Here is a 13,052-nt window from a genome sequence, read left to right as displayed (position 1 = left end):
TGGTAGAAAAGACAGCGTTAGCTTCGCACACGTAGTGTCCGCAGCTTCCGGTGATCGGTCTACTGCTCAAATCATTCGATACGAACCAACTCAACAGCAACCGGAAGATTTCTGAGCGCTGTTCGGCTGGTACACGCGCTCAGAAACCTACTTAGTGCTATCTACTATCTCTTTGTTCAACCTTGTTCAGTTCGATCAGGAGACGGAAGATCGCCTTCACGAGATTCGCGTCGACGTCGAACTGCTCCGCGTTTCGCCCCGCGCGCTCCATCACCTGTTCTTCCTGTTTCTCGTCGGTCGTCGGCAACCCCTTCTCGTCTTTGACCGCCGCGATCGTATCCGCGACGTAGGTGCGCTGGGCGATCAGTTCGACGATCTCGCGGTCGATCGTCTGAATTTCCTCGCGCAGTTCGTCGAGGTTCATCTCCTCCGGTGCTCGCTCCGTCGTCTCGCTCTCGTCGGTGTCGGTCTCGTTTGCGTTCATATCGTTCGTGTTCCGTCGGTTCGCGTCGTCAGTATTCGTGTCGTTCCGTCGCGGTCGTCCCACCGGTCCCGGACGTCCTCGAGCGTCGTCCGGTCCCCGACGGCGACGTAGCTCGGTCCCGTTCCCGAGAGCGAGACGCCCGTCACGTCGGGGAGCGCCTCGACCATCGGTCCCGTCGAGAACTCGAGTGCGCCGCAGAAGGCGAAGCCGTTGACCGTCATCGCCTCGCCGTACCGGCCCTCGAGGGCGAGTTCCTCGACGAGATCGGCCATCGGTGCGATCCGCTCACAGGCCGAGGTGTCGGCGTCGGCGCTGTAGGACTGTTCCGGCGGCGTGTAGACGAGTACGTCCCACTCCACCGGCTCGCGGGCGAGCAGTTCGTCGGTAGTGTTGTCGGTGACGGTGACGCCGCCGAGCATGCTCGCGCTGGCGTCGTCGAACGCGCCGGTCACCGTCACGCCCGCCTCGCGGGCCGCCCGGACGCCGAGGCAACACGCGTCGATGCGGTCGACGGCGTCACGAATCTCGAGCGCGTCGAGCGTCGCGAGCACCGTCGCGTTCGCCGCGGCGCTGGAACTCTTCAGACCCGAGGCCATCGGGACCTCGCTGTCCGTCCGCACGCGAGCGCCGACGTTGGTCGACGTCAGCCCCGCGCTCTCGGCGTACTCGTCGATCGTCAGTGCTGCACAGCGCTCGATGAGTGTTGCGTCGGCGTCCGGCTGGTCCGCGATGGTGCCGTCGACCTCGCCGTCGGTCGTGAGTTCGACGGTCGCGGTCGTCTCGAGGTCGATCGCGAACGCCGATCCGCGACCGGTCGCGAGCGCGTTCAGCACAGTTCCGGCCGCCGGAGCTACAGCCCGGCCATCCATACCCACCTCTCTGTCGCGGGGTCTATTTACCGCTGGCGGTCACGGCGAGTAGTGGGGTGTCCACGTCGAGCGCGGAGAGCCGCGAGCGAACGCCGCTGGCAGAGCACACGGTTTTTCTCCGGTCCGTTCGAACCGGTGCGTATGAGCCAACGTAACAACGTCGCACCCAGCACGATCGGCGTCGACCTCGTGGAGGGTGGCGTCGTCGTCGAGTACCTCGACGGCCGGGACGTCTTCTACCACGGCCCGCCCGAACCCGTCGAAAGGGCGATAAAGACCCCGCCCGGGAAGGAGGTCCACGTTCTCGTCACCGACCCCGACGGTCTCGAGGGCGTCATGACCTACGTCAACGACCGAAACACCCACGACGACATCCTCGAGTCGACCGGCGTCGGCCGCGTGATGCTCGAGGGAGACGACGAGGAGGTGCTGTTTCCCGGCGTAACCGTCTCGACGACCGCGTACTCGATCCGCGTCGAGGCCGACCTCTCGGTCGTCGACGGTCGCGTCTTCGTCTTCGCAGAGGACGAGATGAGCGAGCACGCCTACGAACTCGTCGAGGAGGCGGCCTGATGCCGCTGCAAAAGCCCTGGCGCGATCTCGACCGGGACGCGGTCGCGCGCGCACCGGATCGGCCCGGTGTCTACGAACTCGGCGACGGCTCGGGGACGGTTCTGTCGGTCGATCACGGGGTGTTGCGCGACGAACTCAAGACGGCGCTGGCCTACGGGGACGGCGAGCGCGTTCGCTGGACCGAGACGCATACCCTGGACCAGGCTCGAGAACTCGCGGCCGACCACCGCGACCGGTTCGAGTAGCACGGCGGTTCGTTCGGGTTACTGAATGTAAGACGGGTCGCTTCCGTCGCAGTGTTTCTCGTGTTCCGTGGCGTCGGACTTCTCGTCGAAGAGGAGGCCACAGGTTTCACATTCGTACCAGGTGGCGTCGTCCCGTTCGGTCTGGACCACCATGGCAAACGGTGCGACACGGATCCCCAAAGGCGTTTCTCTGGCAGGGGCCGAGGGAGGCCGGCGACTCGAGGACAATTCTCAAGACTGCCCGCCGGAAAGGACTCCGTATGAGTGGGTCGGATGCGAACGGAGTTCGACTGTCGGTTCGAGCCGCGGAGAAACGCGACGCGGGTCGCGGCGTCGCGCGGATCCCGGAGCAGGCACGGCGACAACTGGGCGTGTTGAGCGGCGACACCGTCGTGATCGAGGGGACGAAGGCGACCGTCGCGAAGATGTGGCCGGCCGATCCGTCGGTCCCGGAAACCGTCGTCCAGATCGACGGGGACACCCGCGCGAACGCCGGCGTCCACGTCGGCGACACGGTCACCGTCAGATCAAAAGACACCTCGACGATCAGGGAAGCGGAGCGGGTCACGCTCGCACCACCCCTGTCGCTCGCCGCGAGCGAACAGCAGGTCGCCGAGCGCGACGCCGCCCAGAAGCTCCGGAACAGACCGGTCCGGTCGGGCGAGCAGATCCGGATCGAGGGCGTCAGTCAGGACCCGTTCACCGTCGTCGACACCACCCCGGACGGCGACGTGCGGATCACCAGTACGACGACGGTCCAGATCACCAGTCCCGAGACCGGGAGCTCGTCCGCTGACGACGGTTCGAGTAGCCAGCCCTCCAGTACTGGTGGGGACGCTGCCGGGAGCAGCGATTCGGAACCCGTCGTCGAGCCCAGCCAGACCGCGGGGCCGACCTACGAGGATATCGGCGGGCTGGACGAGGAACTCGAGCAGGTCCGCGAGATGATCGAACTGCCGCTGTCGGAGCCCGAACTGTTCCGACGACTCGGCGTCGAGCCTCCCTCCGGCGTCCTGCTGTACGGGCCGCCCGGCACGGGAAAGACGCTGATCGCCCGCGCGGTCGCGAACGAGGTCGACGCCTCCTTCGAGACGATCTCCGGCCCGGAGATCATGTCGAAGTACAAGGGCGAGTCCGAGGAGCAACTCCGCGAGGTGTTCGACCGCGCCCGGGAGAACGCGCCGACGATCGTCTTCTTCGACGAGATCGACTCCATCGCCGGTGCCCGCGGCGACGATAGCGATGCCGAGAACCGAATCGTCGGGCAGCTCCTGACCCTGATGGACGGCCTCGACGCTCGCGGAGAAGTGATCGTCATCGGCGCCACGAATCGGGTCGACGCGATCGACCCCGCACTGCGCCGCGGGGGGCGGTTCGACCGCGAGATCCAGATCGGCGTCCCCGACGAGTCGGGCCGCAAGGAGATCCTCGAGGTCCACACCCGCGGCATGCCCCTCGCGGACGACGTCAACATTGAGACGATCGCCCGGCGGACCCACGGCTTCGTCGGCGCGGACTTAGACGCCGTCGCGAGCGAGGCTGCGATGGCCGCGATCCGGGAGCGGCCGGCCGACGCCGACGACCGCGAGGAGTGGAACCGCGAGCCGACGGTCACCAGGTCCCACTTCGACACCGCGCTCGCGTCCGTCGAACCCTCGGCGATGCGCGAGTACGTCGCGGAGTCGCCAGAGACCGACTTCACGGACGTCGGCGGCCTCGAGGGCGCCAAAGCCACGCTTCGGGAATCGGTCGAGTGGCCGCTCACCTACGATCGGCTCTTCGAGCAGACCAACACCGAGCCCCCGTCGGGCGTGTTGTTGCACGGTCCACCCGGCACGGGGAAGACGCTGCTCGCCCGCGCACTCGCGGGGGAGACGGACGTCAATTTCGTGCGCGTCGACGGCCCCGAGATCGTCGACCGCTACGTCGGCGAGAGCGAGAAGGCGATCCGCAAGGTGTTCGAGCGCGCCCGCCAGGCCGCCCCGTCGATCGTCTTCTTCGACGAGATCGACGCCATCACGGCCGCCCGCGGCGAGGGCCACGAGGTCACCGAGCGCGTCGTCTCACAGCTGCTGACCGAACTCGACGGGATGCGAGAGAACCCGAACCTCGTCGTGCTGGCCGCGACGAACCGCAAGGACCAGATCGACCCGGCCTTACTCCGGCCCGGCCGCCTCGACACCCACGTCCTCGTCGGCGAACCCGACCTCGAGGCCCGCGAGAAGATCCTCGCGGTCCACGCCGGTGACAAACCCCTGGCCGAGGACGTCGACCTCTCCTCGCTGGCGGCCGAACTCGAGGGCTACACCGGCGCCGACCTCGAGGCGCTCATCCGAACGGCCTCGATGAAGGCGATTCGCGAGGTCGCGGACGCCTACGAACCCGACGAGGCCAACGAGCGGGCCGACGAGGTCGTCATCGAGCGGCGCCACCTCGAGGAGGCGCGCGAGCAGACGGACGCTTCCGGCTGAGTCGATCGGTTCGTCCACGATCGTTTGAAGTAGCTCTGTTGCAGACACTGCCGGGCCACGAGTACAGGACCCTGTCGCTGTGTCGGTGATCGCCCTCACTGAGCGACGGATTATTAGTAAACAGAGATGAGACTCAAGTGGTATTAAAATAGGATTTATAACCAGACAGGGAAACAATACGTTGTGAGTGAACCAAAGTATGTGGGGGAAATCCTTTTAATTGAGGATAACCCAGGCGATGTTCGTCTCACAAAGGAGATATTCAGAGAAGCGAATTTGTACGGCGCCTACTACGTTGCTAACGACGGTATCGAGGCGCTGGACTTCCTCTATCAGCGTGGCGATTACGCCGACGCACCTCGTCCGAATGCGATCTTTCTCGATTGGCATTTCCCCAAAAAGAGCGGGGAGGAGATACTGACGGAACTAAAGAGCGACGAGAGCCTCAAACAGATTCCAGTGGTCGTTCTAACGAGTATACAACCGGAACTAAACGACCTAAAATCGGAAAATCCGCAGGCGGACGCGTACGTCCTGAAACCGATCGAGCCAGACGACCTCACCAGGATCGTCGAAGAACTCTCCTTCGATCAGAGTCGCGTCTAACCAGAACCCGGTACCAATATGCACCCCTCTGGTACGTACCGCGACGTCTTCTCGAGGGTGTCCGTCGTGAAAAGCAGCGCTCCGCGACGAGAAAATTGGGAAGCGACGGGACGACGCGAGTACTTTTGTTAGGAGGCGTCGGCGGCGGTGTCGGTGTCGTCGGATTCGCGCTCGAGCGAGTCGTCGAGCCCCGTATCGAGCAACGCACCCTCGGACGGCTCGAGCACGACCGTCTCGCCGGCGGTCGTCGAGTCTCCCTTCTCGACGGCGATGTCCGCCCTGTCGACGCTGGGGGGAAAGAGCAGGTCGACGCGGCTCCCGAAGGCGATGTGGCCGAGACGCTGGCCGCGCTCGAGTTCCTCGCCGGGTTCGACGTAGGGGAAGATGCGGCGGGCGAACGCGCCGGCGATGAAGGTGACGGTCGCTGCGGCCGCAACCGGTGTGGACGAGGATCCGTCGCTCGAGACCATCTCGTCGCCGTCCTCGACCGCCAGATCCGGCAGCTGTGGCGACTCTGTCTCGAACTCGACGTGTACGCGCTCGTTGCGGTCCGACTCCTTCGAGAACGCGGGGCGGTTCGCGCCGGAGACGTGTTCGACGTCGGTGACCGTGCCCGAAAACGGCGCGCGAACGACGTGGACGTGCCAGACGTTCATGAAGATCCCGAGACGGACGCGGTCGCCCTCCTCGCGGAGGACCGAGACCGTCCCGTCGGCGGGCGCGATGACTCCGGTCGGCGGCGGCGTTCGGTCCGGATCGCGGAAGAACGCGAGCGCTGCGGCTCCGACGACGAGCGCGACGAAGCTAGCCGCGACACTGTATAGCAGCGCGAACGGCGCTGCCAGCAGGGGGACGATGGCGTACTTCCAGGCCCCCGGAGCGAAGTTCATACCAAATTCCACGCGAGCGAATCGTATTGACGTTACGGTAGGATCGACAGGCGGGGAGACGAGCGTCAATCCCAGAACGACTGGGTACGAGCGTACTCGCGCTCCTTCGAGAGGATATCCCGGTAGAAGTCCTCCTCGTTCTCCCGGAGTTTGCTGATGATCAGGGCCGCGTTGTGCGGGCCGACGCCGCGGGCGGCCATCGCGACGACGGCCTGCTTCCCGTGGCTCTGGACGAGACTCGCGCTCTTGAAGGCGCGCTCGGTCATCTCCTCCTGTTCTTCGTCCTTCTCCTCGGCGCGGACCGCCTTGACGACCTCGTCGGCCCACGGGTTCAGCGACGCAATCCGGGTCGAACCGCACTCGGGACACTCCGGCTGGTCGGCGACGCGTCGGACCTTCGTTTTCACCTTCCACTCGTGGCAGTGGGTACACAGCAGGATGACGCGGTCGTCTCGAATTCGGTCTTTGACCGTCTCGATGACGCTGGCGTCCGCGTTCTCGGGAGCCAGCAGCTCCTTCCCCGACGAACGACCGCCCATCCCGACGGGCGTCCGGCCGCGGTGAGTACCCAGTTCGAGGTCGCCCGACTGGAGCCTCTCGAGGACGCGACTCGCGCGTTCGACGTCCAGATCCTCGTGGAACACCTCGCGGATCGCCTCGTCGTACATCGGGGTCTCCTCGAGCGCCGAGAGCAGTCGCTCGTTCGACATCCGGCCCGACCCCTGCCAGCGCTTGAGCGTGCCGAACTTCGCGGACACCTGCGCGAGCCGGAAGGCGAGCGCGTCGGAGCCCTTGAGTCCGAGTTCGACGATCGTTTCGACGTGATCGGGGTCGGTCTCCTCGAGGATTTCGAGCACGTCGCTCGTCGCGATCGAGTTCGGAACCTCGAGTTCGATCCGATAGGGGTCCGTCTCGAGACCCACGGACGAGCCGGCCTGCTGGCCGAGAAGCGCCGACAGGACGCGTCCGAGCGTCTCGTTCGTCTTGTGGCCGAAACAGGCGTTGAGGACGATCGACCGCCCCTGTCGTTCGAGGACCAGCCGGTCGGCCGTCGGCATCGGCGACTCGGCATCGACCTGGTCCTCGAGCTGTGAGCAGGCCTCGGTGAGGGTGTGCTCGTCGGCCGGATAGCGGCCCGCGAACTCGCGGCCGACCGCGGCGGCGTCGATCCCGGCCGACAGCTGCGGCTCCGCCACACCTCGAATCTCGCCGACCTCGCCGGCGACCGCGGCCGGGACGGGAATCTCCTGACCGATCCACGATGGGACCTCACCGGCGGGGTCCTCGATCGGACTGACCTTTACTTTCCCCTCGTCGTCGTCGATCTCGGCGATGCGCCACATCTCGCCGCGCTGGATGAACACCTCGCCCGGCTGGGCGAAGTTGACGACGAACTGTTCGTCCAAGGTCCCGATCTGGGAGCCCGACGCGATGTCGTGAACCTCGTAGGTCTCCTCGTCGGGGATCATCGAGAGGTTCGCGTAGACGTACTGCCAGGTGCCGCCGGTGGTCTCGATTCGGTCGTCGGCCTCGTCGAACCAGAGGATTCGGTTTCGGTGCAGTTCCCCGACGATATCACGGATCGTCTCCTCGGTGACGTTTCTGAACGGGTATGCACGCGTGATCGTCTCGATGGCCTCGCGGACGTGGGTATCGCCGCGGCTCTGAACGATCGCCGGGAGCTGATTCGCGACCACGTCGAGGCTCCCCTCGTGGATCCTCGCCGGTTCGACCTCGCCGTCTCGAGCGCGGCGCGCGATCGCGAGCGCCTCGAACGTGTCGTCCGGGCGGGTCGTGACGATCGTTCCGCTCGAGACCTCGTCCTGGCGGTGGCCCGCCCGGCCGATCCGCTGGAGAAGGCGGGCGACCTGTCGGGGGCTCTGGTACTGGATAACGTGGTCGACCCGTCCGACGTCGATGCCCAGTTCCATCGAGGAAGTACACAGCAGTCCCTCGAGTTCGCCGGCCTTGAACCGGTCCTCGACATCGATCCGGGCCTCCTTCGAGAGCGAGCCGTGGTGGATCCCGATCGGCAGGTCGAGTTCGGTAAACCGCGAGCCGAGTGCCTCGGCGGTCTGGCGGGTGTTGACGAAGATCAGCGTCGACTCGTGTTCCGCGACGAGATCCCGGATCAGCCGGACGTGACTGGCCGTCGAGGCATCGGTGACGAGTTTGCCGGCGAGGTCCTCGTCCTCCTCGAGTATCTCCGGGCTGCGGACGGTGACGTCGACGTTGCTACCGACGTCGATCTCTCGAATCTCGCAGGCACGGCCGCCGGTGAGGAACTGACCCACGGCCTCGGGGTCGCCGACGGTCGCCGAGAGTCCGATCCGCTGCATCCCGCCGGCGAGGTCGTGGAGACGCTCGAGTCCGACGGAGAGCTGTGCCCCCCGTTTCGAGGCCGCGAGTTCGTGGACCTCGTCGATTACGACGTGAGAGACGTCTTCGAGGGCCTCCCGAAGTCGTTCGCCGGTGAGCATTGCCTGCAGCGTCTCGGGTGTCGTCACGAGGATGTCCGGCGGATTCTCGGCCTGCTTGCCCCGCTGGTACTGGGTCGTATCGCCGTGGCGGACGTCGACCTCGAGACCCAGGTACTCGCCCCACCACTCGAGGCGTTCGCGCATGTCACGGTTGAGCGCCCGCAACGGGGTAACGTAGAGCGCGCCGAAGCCGTCCGGCTGCTCGTTCACCAGGTGGTCGAAGACGGGCAACATCGCCGTCTCGGTCTTACCACTCCCGGTCGGAGCGATCACGAGCGTGTTCTCGCCGGCCGACAGCGGCGGAATCGCGAGTCGCTGTGGCGCTGTCGGCGTCGAGAAACCGCGTTCAGAAAGCGCCCCGCGAACCGTCGCACCGAGGTGCGTAAAGGCGGCGACGTCTCCCTCAGTCATCGAGACGACTATGGGCGAACGGCGGATAAGCGCCACGTTCTCGGTTCGGACCGCGACCCGGAGGCTGCACCGTTACTCCTCCTCGGCGTCGTCCTGCTCCTGAAGTTCGTCGGCGACGTCTTCGTCGATCGTCATCTCCCCCGGCGTCGCCGGTTCGTCCTGGACGTCGGATTCCGCCCGCTCGTCGATCTCGTCGGGCGGGCGTTCCTCGTCGGTCAGGTCCACGTTCGTCTGTTCGTCGTCGACCGCTTCGTCCCGCTCGCTTTCGGCGTCGGTTCCGTCGGCTTCGGTCGTCGAATCGGTCCTCGCGGTCTCGTCGGACGGACCGATCTCGATCCGTGTCTGCTCCTTCGGCGTGGATCTGCCACGCTGCTTTCTGACGTCGTCGACCGTGGCCGCCGGTCCGATCGACTCGAGATACCGGACGACGAGATCCATGAGGACGACGAAAGCAACCCCGACGATCGCGAGACGGGCGAGCTGCCCGATTCGAAACGTCCCGACGAGCGAGTTCGTCGCCCCTTCCCTCGAACTGGTTTGGTCGCTGTCGGCGGGTCGAAAGTCCATTAGACCCGCTACACACGGCACTAGTAAGTTCGTTCGGTGTGCGAAAGCAAGTCTCGACCGGCGTGATCGTCCTCGCGTTTGGCGGTCATTGTTGGATCGAAACGGCCCCCTGTCCGATTTCGTATAGTCGGTAGATGCCACCTGTCGTCGAGTAGGCCCCGTATAGTATACACCCATCCCCTCGGCGGTACACTCGAATGAATAGTACAGGTTCGAGACAATCATCGGATCGAATAACTCGAGACGAGACAGTTCGCGAAGCGCCGATCGTGCGCCGACGGACGGTCACGACAGAGCCACTGCGAACCCCTTCGGCGGAGAACGACTGCGAGACGGTTGTCGTCAGGGTGTGAACCGTGGCCCGTGCAACTACCCACCCGGACGGCCGCGCCGCCGTCGCCGCTGTCCTCGCCGTGGTCGCCGGACTCCTTGCGGTTGGTCTCCTCGTCGGCCCCGCGGTCGTCGGGGCAACGATGGCGAGCACCGGTTCCGCCGTCTCCGAAGAGGCCTACACCGAACCCGTTCCGGAGCCGGGAGATCCGTACTTCGAAGCGGCGGCGAACGATGGGAGCTGGATCAGCTACATCAACCCGCGCGACGAGTACCGGTCTCCGTATCTCGGCGAGGGCTCCGGGAAAATCTGTGTCACACTGCTCAACGAGGCGGGGGAGCCGGTCGTCGGCGAAACCGTTCCGAACACGACCGTCACGGTACCGACCGGAGACACGATCGGGTGGCACACCCACGCGGATCCGATGGTCGTCGACTACCCGCTGACGGACAACTACGAGCGACCGCTCGACGCCGACCAGTTCGGGACGAGGTCCGACCTGCCCCAGGGAGACGGTTACCTGGACTCGCACTGCATCGAGTGGCACGGCTTGCCCGAGGACGAGACTGTGTCGTACGGTGAAGTCGAGGTCGACGGCGAGCACGCCGACCGAATCGAGGTCGTCGGCTACGTCCAGCAGGCACACGACGCCTGGGACACCGACGTCGATCCGATCGAAGACGCGGTCCCCCACGAGGATGCCGGCGGCTGGACGTACGAGGCGGACGCCTCACATGGACAGGCGGTCGTCGTTCTCCAGCTAACGGGCGGCGAGGCTGGTGAGATCGGAAACGGCGAGAACGTCACCGATCAGGACGACGATACCACTACCGACCAGAACGACGACGGTACGTCGACGGAATCCGAATCGTCGGATGCGGAGAACAGTACGGTCCAGGACGACGACGATCCGACCGGTGAGTCGGACGACGAAGCGGACGACGTGCCCGGGTTCGGCGCCGTGGCGGCCGTGGTCGCCCTGTCGCTGGCGCTGCTCGCCAGGTATCGACGCTGATCGGCGGGTCGAGCGGAGCCGAGTGAACGATGGTGGACCTCGGCTCCCTCGAGTGCAACCAACGGTCTCAGCTACCGCGACTCCGTGCCATTTACTGAACGCGAACGCCGATAGAGAGACATGACCGACAACAGTGCCGAATGGATGGATCCCGTGGACGACGAAATCCTCGAGTTGCTACAGGACGAGGACATCTTCATGCCCGATCAGATCGCCGAGCAGGTCGAGCCCCGCGTTCCCCACGTGGCCTACCGATGCCGGGAACTCACCGATCACGGCCTCGTGACGAAACACGCGACCGGAATGTACGACATCAGCGAGCAGGGCGAGCGGTACCTCGCTGGCGACCTCGATCCGAGCGACCTCGAGTCCGACGACGAGTAACCGTTCTTCCGGTCGTTACTCCGCTTCGATGGCCTCGGGCGCGTGGTCGTTCACGAAGGAGACGACGGCCTCCGTTCCCTGGAATCCCTCTGCCGTCCGACCGATTTCGGAGCCGTCCTCGAAGAGCACGAGCGTCGGAACGGACCTGATATCGAACCGATCGACGAGCGTGATGTCGTTACCGGGGTTGAGTAGCCCGATAGCGACGTCCGTTACGCGCGCAACGTTTCCGAGTACCGGCTCCATCGCATTACACCGCTCACAGCCTTTGGTGTAGAACTCGACGAGCGCGAGGTCGTTTCGCTCGACGAACTCGTCGAGGTCCTCACCGTCCTCGAGTCGTGTCGGTTTTGCGGTTCGAGCGTCCATAGCCCAGGTACGGCCCACGGTCGGAAACCAGTAGTGCCCGAACGACCGTTCGAGATGGCAGTCGACGCCGACCTCCGTCACGAAACCCGACTGGTCATCTAGAAGTTATCTCCCGGTAAGACTGTAACATGGATCACGAGATACGGTAAAAGTGTAATATGTTAGTGTAGCACGCGCATAGAACGTACGAACAACAATCATCCATAAAAGGTGCTTTATGTTGTGCCCTCCTATAGACAGATAATGAGTCCACCCGCCAGTCACGACTCCGAGACACCCGAGCGAGGGAAATCCATGCTCTACTGCCTGGAATGCGAACACGCGAGTCCCGTCGAGGGTGACTGGATTCGCGACGTGCGGGCGCACTCCGTCGCGTACGTCTGTCCCGATTGTAACACCGTCATTACCGAGCGACCAGCGGATACCGATTCCGGGAGGGGGCCGCGACCCACCGCCGCGTGGAGTCGAGTCCTCCGAACGTCAGTCTCCGTCTGGCGAGCGAGCTTCGACGCCGGAGTAGCGGCTGTAACGGCGACGGCTCGAGATCGATCTGACGATTACTGAATCGATCCGTCAGAACGGACCGATCCAGACGTTCTCAACTTTTCGCGGTCGATTCACGGTCGTCTTTCAGCCCTGCTCGCTATCAACAGCACCATTAGCAAACAATCGTCCAATTCTATCTCAGACTGCGTATATTCGCCCAGAGCAATAGAGTTTTAATGGATGGTTCCGTTGGATTACTCGAATAGAAGATGTCAGATGGGAACCTGACCACCGCAGAAGAAGAGGTACTGGAGCAGATCGAGGCGAAGGACGTCGACTTCCTCCGCCTGCAGTTTACGGACATCCTGGGGACCGTCAAGAACGTCTCCGTGCCGGCACGGCAGGCCGAGAAGGCGTTTACTGAGGGAATCTACTTCGACGGATCGTCGATCGAGGGCTTCGTGCGTATCCAGGAGTCGGACATGCGTCTCAAGCCCGACCCCGAGACGTTCGCCGTCCTCCCGTGGCGGACTAACGGCGAGAGTGCCGCCGCCCGGATGATTTGTGACGTGATCAACACCTCGACGGGCGAACCGTTCGAGGGCGACCCGCGCTACGTGCTGAAACAGGCCCTCGAGCGCGCCAAGGAGATGGGTTATACGGTCAACGCGGCGCCCGAACCCGAGTTCTTCCTCTTCGAGGAGGACGAGGACGGTCACGCGACGACCGAGACCAACGACCACGGCGGCTACTTCGACCTCGCACCGAAGGACCTCGCGAGTGACGTTCGCCGTGACATCATCTACGGCCTCGAGAACATGGGCTTCGAGGTCGAGGCGAGCCACCACGAGGTCGCCGAGGGCCAACACGA

14 protein-coding genes are annotated in these 13,052 nt (G+C 64.6%); 7 read left to right on the top strand and 7 right to left on the bottom strand.

Annotated elements, in window-relative coordinates; translation table 11 throughout:
* Positions 1-157 precede the first annotated feature (157 nt).
* Both CV102_RS15860 and CV102_RS15855 read right to left on the bottom strand, forming a co-directional pair.
* A complete protein-coding gene (locus CV102_RS15860) occupies positions 158-484 on the bottom strand; it encodes a chorismate mutase (RefSeq protein ID WP_148858993.1) in 327 nt (108 codons plus the stop codon).
* The gene (locus tag CV102_RS15855) at positions 481-1,353 is read right to left on the bottom strand and encodes a shikimate kinase (RefSeq protein ID WP_148858992.1); all 873 of its coding nucleotides are present in this window, start codon (positions 1,351-1,353) and stop codon (positions 481-483) included. Before CV102_RS15855 ends, CV102_RS15860 begins: the two co-directional genes overlap by 4 nt.
* Positions 1,354-1,494: 141 nt before the next feature.
* Between CV102_RS15855 and CV102_RS15850 the strand changes: the two genes are divergently transcribed.
* Together CV102_RS15850 and CV102_RS15845 are read left to right on the top strand one after the other, a co-directional pair.
* Positions 1,495-1,926: a DUF5796 family protein gene (locus CV102_RS15850; RefSeq protein WP_148858991.1), complete on the top strand. Its 432-nt coding sequence runs from the start codon at positions 1,495-1,497 to the stop codon at positions 1,924-1,926.
* The gene (locus CV102_RS15845) at positions 1,926-2,171 is read left to right on the top strand and encodes a DUF7508 domain-containing protein (RefSeq protein ID WP_148858990.1); all 246 of its coding nucleotides are present in this window, start codon (positions 1,926-1,928) and stop codon (positions 2,169-2,171) included. Before CV102_RS15850 ends, CV102_RS15845 begins: the two co-directional genes overlap by 1 nt.
* A gap of 18 nt (positions 2,172-2,189) precedes the next feature.
* Here the strand turns inward: CV102_RS15845 and CV102_RS27035 are convergent, their stop codons facing one another.
* Positions 2,190-2,324, bottom strand: coding sequence for a DUF7128 family protein (locus CV102_RS27035; RefSeq protein ID WP_013880488.1), 135 nt, complete (start codon positions 2,322-2,324; stop codon positions 2,190-2,192).
* A 107-nt stretch (positions 2,325-2,431) separates the two neighbouring features.
* Between CV102_RS27035 and CV102_RS15840 the strand changes: the two genes are divergently transcribed.
* Together CV102_RS15840 and CV102_RS15835 are read left to right on the top strand one after the other, a co-directional pair.
* Positions 2,432-4,642: an AAA family ATPase gene (locus CV102_RS15840; RefSeq protein WP_148858989.1), complete on the top strand. Its 2,211-nt coding sequence runs from the start codon at positions 2,432-2,434 to the stop codon at positions 4,640-4,642.
* A gap of 183 nt (positions 4,643-4,825) precedes the next feature.
* Entirely contained in the window at positions 4,826-5,248 is a 423-nt protein-coding gene (locus CV102_RS15835; RefSeq protein WP_148858988.1) for a response regulator, read from the top strand.
* A 128-nt stretch (positions 5,249-5,376) separates the two neighbouring features.
* Here the strand turns inward: CV102_RS15835 and CV102_RS15830 are convergent, their stop codons facing one another.
* The 3 genes from CV102_RS15830 to CV102_RS15820 all read right to left on the bottom strand — a co-directional run bounded on the left by CV102_RS15830 (position 5,377) and on the right by CV102_RS15820 (position 9,596).
* On the bottom strand, positions 5,377-6,138 hold the full coding sequence (locus CV102_RS15830; RefSeq protein ID WP_148858987.1) for a protein sorting system archaetidylserine decarboxylase: 762 nt from the start codon (positions 6,136-6,138) through the stop codon (positions 5,377-5,379).
* Positions 6,139-6,203: 65 nt separating this feature from the next.
* Positions 6,204-9,029: a DEAD/DEAH box helicase gene (locus CV102_RS15825; protein WP_148858986.1), complete on the bottom strand. Its 2,826-nt coding sequence runs from the start codon at positions 9,027-9,029 to the stop codon at positions 6,204-6,206.
* A 72-nt stretch (positions 9,030-9,101) separates the two neighbouring features.
* The gene (locus tag CV102_RS15820) at positions 9,102-9,596 is read right to left on the bottom strand and encodes a hypothetical protein (RefSeq protein WP_148858985.1); all 495 of its coding nucleotides are present in this window, start codon (positions 9,594-9,596) and stop codon (positions 9,102-9,104) included.
* Between the two features lie 356 nt (positions 9,597-9,952).
* Here CV102_RS15820 and CV102_RS15815 point away from each other — a divergent pair, with 356 nt between their 5' ends.
* Together CV102_RS15815 and CV102_RS15810 are read left to right on the top strand one after the other, a co-directional pair.
* A complete protein-coding gene (locus tag CV102_RS15815; RefSeq protein WP_233710711.1) occupies positions 9,953-10,942 on the top strand; it encodes a PGF-CTERM sorting domain-containing protein in 990 nt (329 codons plus the stop codon).
* Positions 10,943-11,062: 120 nt separating this feature from the next.
* Positions 11,063-11,326 (top strand): hypothetical protein, encoded by a 264-nt coding sequence (locus CV102_RS15810; protein ID WP_148858984.1) that lies wholly within the window; start codon positions 11,063-11,065, stop codon positions 11,324-11,326.
* Positions 11,327-11,341: 15 nt separating this feature from the next.
* Here CV102_RS15810 and CV102_RS15805 read toward each other — a convergent pair whose 3' ends face one another.
* Positions 11,342-11,695, bottom strand: a complete 354-nt coding sequence (locus CV102_RS15805; RefSeq protein ID WP_148858983.1) for a thioredoxin family protein — start codon at positions 11,693-11,695, stop codon at positions 11,342-11,344.
* 755 nt (positions 11,696-12,450) lie between these two features.
* Here CV102_RS15805 and CV102_RS15795 point away from each other — a divergent pair.
* A partial coding sequence (locus CV102_RS15795; RefSeq protein WP_148858981.1) for a glutamine synthetase beta-grasp domain-containing protein occupies positions 12,451-13,052 on the top strand: 602 nt, incomplete at its 3' end.

This window comes from Natronococcus pandeyae, from assembly GCF_008122205.1.
GTDB lineage: Archaea > Halobacteriota > Halobacteria > Halobacteriales > Natrialbaceae > Natronococcus > Natronococcus pandeyae.
Note: the sequence above shows the minus strand (reverse complement) of the source record. Positions and strands in the feature narration are given on the sequence as shown.

Excerpts from the sequence above, each read along its gene's own strand:
- CV102_RS15860 (WP_148858993.1), bottom strand. The coding sequence starts at position 484 with ATGAACGCAAACGAGACCGACACCGACGAGAGCGAGACGACGGAGCGA.
- CV102_RS15855 (WP_148858992.1), bottom strand. The coding sequence starts at position 1,353 with ATGGATGGCCGGGCTGTAGCTCCGGCGGCCGGAACTGTGCTGAACGCG.
- CV102_RS15850 (WP_148858991.1), top strand. The coding sequence starts at position 1,495 with ATGAGCCAACGTAACAACGTCGCACCCAGCACGATCGGCGTCGACCTC.
- CV102_RS15845 (WP_148858990.1), top strand. The coding sequence starts at position 1,926 with ATGCCGCTGCAAAAGCCCTGGCGCGATCTCGACCGGGACGCGGTCGCG.
- CV102_RS27035 (WP_013880488.1), bottom strand. The coding sequence starts at position 2,324 with ATGGTGGTCCAGACCGAACGGGACGACGCCACCTGGTACGAATGTGAA.
- CV102_RS15840 (WP_148858989.1), top strand. The coding sequence starts at position 2,432 with ATGAGTGGGTCGGATGCGAACGGAGTTCGACTGTCGGTTCGAGCCGCG.
- CV102_RS15830 (WP_148858987.1), bottom strand. The coding sequence starts at position 6,138 with ATGAACTTCGCTCCGGGGGCCTGGAAGTACGCCATCGTCCCCCTGCTG.
- CV102_RS15825 (WP_148858986.1), bottom strand. The coding sequence starts at position 9,029 with ATGACTGAGGGAGACGTCGCCGCCTTTACGCACCTCGGTGCGACGGTT.
- CV102_RS15820 (WP_148858985.1), bottom strand. The coding sequence starts at position 9,596 with ATGGACTTTCGACCCGCCGACAGCGACCAAACCAGTTCGAGGGAAGGG.
- CV102_RS15810 (WP_148858984.1), top strand. The coding sequence starts at position 11,063 with ATGACCGACAACAGTGCCGAATGGATGGATCCCGTGGACGACGAAATC.
- CV102_RS15805 (WP_148858983.1), bottom strand. The coding sequence starts at position 11,695 with ATGGACGCTCGAACCGCAAAACCGACACGACTCGAGGACGGTGAGGAC.